This window comes from Brevibacterium sp. (assembly GCF_052105255.1).
Classification (GTDB): domain Bacteria; phylum Actinomycetota; class Actinomycetes; order Actinomycetales; family Brevibacteriaceae; genus Brevibacterium; species Brevibacterium linens_B.
This window is the reverse complement of record NZ_JBQDYQ010000118.1, coordinates 1-3,326: the sequence shown is the minus strand read 5'-3', so window position 1 is coordinate 3,326 and position 3,326 is coordinate 1. Positions and strand designations below refer to the sequence as shown.

4 protein-coding genes and 1 pseudogene are annotated in these 3,326 nt (G+C 64.6%); 3 read left to right on the top strand and 2 right to left on the bottom strand.

Annotated elements, in window-relative coordinates; genetic code table 11:
- Positions 1-218, top strand: a pseudogene (locus ACTIIH_RS16125) (M20/M25/M40 family metallo-hydrolase); the annotation flags it as partial.
- A 186-nt stretch (positions 219-404) separates the two neighbouring features.
- On the opposite strand, the gene ACTIIH_RS16120 reads toward ACTIIH_RS16125, so the two are convergent.
- On the bottom strand, positions 405-587 hold the full coding sequence (locus tag ACTIIH_RS16120; RefSeq protein ID WP_441452835.1) for a DUF5703 family protein: 183 nt from the start codon (positions 585-587) through the stop codon (positions 405-407).
- Positions 588-645: 58 nt separating this feature from the next.
- Here ACTIIH_RS16120 and ACTIIH_RS16115 point away from each other — a divergent pair, with 58 nt between their 5' ends.
- Positions 646-1,359 carry a histidine phosphatase family protein gene (locus ACTIIH_RS16115; RefSeq protein ID WP_441452834.1) on the top strand — a complete coding sequence of 238 codons (714 nt, stop codon included), beginning with the start codon at positions 646-648 and terminating at the stop codon, positions 1,357-1,359.
- A 61-nt stretch (positions 1,360-1,420) separates the two neighbouring features.
- Here ACTIIH_RS16115 and ACTIIH_RS16110 read toward each other — a convergent pair whose 3' ends face one another.
- Positions 1,421-2,257 carry an undecaprenyl-diphosphate phosphatase gene (locus ACTIIH_RS16110; protein WP_441452833.1) on the bottom strand — a complete coding sequence of 279 codons (837 nt, stop codon included), beginning with the start codon at positions 2,255-2,257 and terminating at the stop codon, positions 1,421-1,423.
- Positions 2,258-2,326: 69 nt separating this feature from the next.
- On the opposite strand from ACTIIH_RS16110, the gene ACTIIH_RS16105 reads away from it, so the two are divergent.
- The gene (locus ACTIIH_RS16105; RefSeq protein ID WP_441452832.1) at positions 2,327-3,241 is read left to right on the top strand and encodes an aldo/keto reductase; all 915 of its coding nucleotides are present in this window, start codon (positions 2,327-2,329) and stop codon (positions 3,239-3,241) included.
- The last annotated feature ends 85 nt before the right edge of the window (positions 3,242-3,326 follow it).

Sequence of the window (3,326 nt, the reverse complement as noted above, 5' to 3'; positions counted from 1 at the left end):
ATGATCCGAGTGCGAACGTCCTGCCCTACACTCTCTCCGGTGGCACGGACAACAAATCGATGGCCGAACTCGGCATCACCGGCTACGGTTTCGCCCCGCTCCAACTCACCGGCGACCTCGACTTTCCGGCTATGTTCCACGGCGTCGACGAGAGAGTGCCGATCTCGGCGCTCAAGTTCGGGACGCGGGTCCTCGGCGACTTTCTGATGAAGGCCTGAGCACTGATGAGGGCCTGACCGCTGCTGACGGTCCGACCGGCACCGGCAGCACGGTCATGACGATCCCGACGAGCACTCCGCCGGCGCTGAGCACCGTGATCAGCGTGACATCGGAGCCGGGAATCGGCAGCACTGCATCGAGTGCCAATGCCCCGATCAAATTCCCGAAGAGGAGACCCCAACCGATCAGCTGCTGACCGCCAGCGGCATGATCTTGCGGCGCAGCCACACGGTACGGACTCCGCCGACGGAGATGCGGGTGCGGGCGAGCTCCCACTGTCCGTATTCCGACTGGTCGTTGAGTTCCTGCAGGCTGACCGACCGCGGCACATCCCGGGAGAACGAGACTTTCCGGAACTCGTAGGTCATACGTGGACGCTGACGTTTCATAACCTCAGCCTAGACGATCTGGGCTAATCTTGACGGTATGCCCGTCATCGTTCTGCTGCGGCACGGTCTCTCCGACGCCAACGTCTCCGGAATCCTGGCCGGACGCGCGCCCGGCGTGTCCCTCACCGATGAGGGAACACGGGCGCTGCGGGCCAACCTCGAGCTGCTGCCGCACCGGCGTTTCTCCCAGCTTCTGCATTCGCCCCTGCAACGCTGCGAACAGACCGCATCGATCGCAGCTGAGGCAGCTGACTTCGATCGCATCGAGGTCGACGAGGCTGTCATCGAACTCGACTACGGCGAGTGGACGGGCCGATCGCTCACAGAGCTGGGGCAGGAGCCCCTGTGGGCGACCGTGGTGAAGACGGCGTCGCAGGCCAGGTTCCCCGGAGGGGAATCCATCACCGAGGCGGCCGAGCGCTCGACTGCCCGTGTCCGTGACCTCGTGGCTCAGCTGCGCGAAGAGGAGCGTACCCATGCGGAACTCGAGTCCGCCGCGGATTCCGGAACCGACGCGGGGAAGTCGGCGCCGCCTCGGTGGGCGATGATCGTCTCCCACGGAGACATCATCAAGGCGATCATCGCCGATGCGCTGGGAATGCCGCTCGACGATTTCCAGCGGCTGAGCGTCGCTCCCGGGTCGTTCACGGTCATCGACTTCTCCGGTGACAAGCCGGTGCTCGCCGCGATGTCGGTGACAGCCGCCGGACTCGCCCAGTCGGCCACGGTCGGCGGCGGCGGAATGCGCTGATCCCGGCACTCGTGGGCGAATGCCGGGATCAGGGTCTGTCGGAACAGGTCGCGATGTCGACTCAGACTGCGGCGAGGACTCCCGTGCCGAGCAAGATGTAGAGGACGATGCCCAAAGCCACGCGGTACCAGACGAAGATGGCGAACGACTTCGTCTCCACATACTTGAGGAACCAGTGGATGACGACGAGGCCGAGAGCGAAGGAGATGACCGTGGCCAGTATCGTCGGTCCCCAGCCGAGCACCATGGCCTCACTGCGACCGAGCGTCTGCGCCACGCCGTAGAGGCCCGACCCGACGACGGCGGGAATGGCGAGCAGGAACGAGTAGCGAGCCGCGGAGGGACGATCGAAGCCCATGAACCGGCCGGCCATGATCGTACCGCCGGATCGTGACACGCCGGGGACGACGGCGAGCGCCTGAGCAAAACCGAACAGGATGCCCTGACCCCAGTTCATATCCTCAAGGGTGCGTTCGCGTTTCCCCGCCCAGTCGGCGATGCCGATGATGAGACCGAAGACGATGAGCATCGTCGCCGTGATCCAGAGACTGCGCAGAGCACCCTCGATGTAGTCCTGGAAGAGCAGGCCGATGATGACGATGGGGATCGAGCCGACGATGATGAGCCAACCCAGGCGCACCTCGGGGTCCTTGCGATCATGCTTGCCGACGAGCGCTTTGCACCATTTCGAGATGATCGTGACGATATCGCGCCAGAAGTAGACGACGACGGCCGCCTCGGTGCCGATCTGGATGATGGCGGTGAAGAACGCACCCGGATCGGACCCCGGAAGCATGAGTTCGCCGACGATGCGCACGTGCGCCGACGACGAGATCGGGAGGAACTCGGTGAGTGCCTGAACGATTCCGAGCACGGCGGCGACCAGCCAGTCGTACATACGACTCCTTGAGATTATGAGGTGGGAACGAAACCACGGTAGTCGCAGCATCAGGTAACCTCAAGAAGCATGAAGCACCAACGCCTCGGCACCACCGGTCTGGAAATCAGCGATGTGGGTCTCGGGACCTTCGAGTGGGGGCATCGGGTCGATGACCAGGTCGCCCAGCTCCTCGTCGATAGCTACATCGACGCAGGTGGCAACCTCATCGAGCTGCCGAGCTCGGCCACAGCCTCCGCAGAGGTACTCGGGCGGCTGAGACTTCCCGAAGAGATTCTGCTGCTGTCCCGAGTGGGCGTGTCCCTGAGTGAGCCCGACCACATCGAGGTCGGGCTCGGGCGTGCGAGAATTCTCAGCCGGGTCGACACGCTCCTGCGCACGGTGGGACGCGATCACCTCGATGTGCTCGTCCTCGACGTCTTCGACGCCGAAGTCGACCGTGCCGAGACCGCCTCGGCCGTTGAGACGCTGCTCACGCTGGGGAAGGTCCGCTACGTCGGGGTGTCCCACCACACCGGGTGGCAGCTGGCGGAGATGCGCGGAGCCGGAATTCCGGTGGCCTGCGCCGTCGCCGAATACTCGCTGCTCAACCGCGAGGCCGAAGCAGAGCTCATTCCCGCGGCCGAATATGCGGGAGTCTCGCTCATCGCCGGAGCGGGACTGGGCCGCGGAGTGCTCACCGACAAATACCGGAACGCGACTCCGCAGGATTCCCGCCTGGCGGGGGAGCTGAGCGACTACGCCGGTGCCTATCTCGACGAACGATCGAACCGGGTACTCGCAGGCGTCCGTCGTGCCGCGACCGCGTTGGGTGTGTCGACAGTCGACATCGCCTTGGCCTTCAACCGGCAGCACGGAATCGCGAGCACTCTGGTCTCGCCCCGCACTCCGGCACAGCTGGCCGAGGTCACCGGCAGTGAGGTCGAACTGGCCGCGGAGATCGCCGAGGTGCTCGACCAGATCTCATGGAGTCCGTCCGCCTAGAGACTCGGCTCGGATCCTGCGAGAGATTCCCGAGCTTCTCAGTCGTCCTCGTCGTCATCGTCGAGGACGAACTCGTCATCGTCCT

Coding starts and splice junctions, on each gene's coding strand:
- ACTIIH_RS16120 (WP_441452835.1), bottom strand. CDS start 587: ATGACCTACGAGTTCCGGAAAGTCTCGTTCTCCCGGGATGTGCCGCGG.
- ACTIIH_RS16105 (WP_441452832.1), top strand. CDS start 2,327: ATGAAGCACCAACGCCTCGGCACCACCGGTCTGGAAATCAGCGATGTG.
- ACTIIH_RS16115 (WP_441452834.1), top strand. CDS start 646: ATGCCCGTCATCGTTCTGCTGCGGCACGGTCTCTCCGACGCCAACGTC.
- ACTIIH_RS16110 (WP_441452833.1), bottom strand. CDS start 2,257: ATGTACGACTGGCTGGTCGCCGCCGTGCTCGGAATCGTTCAGGCACTC.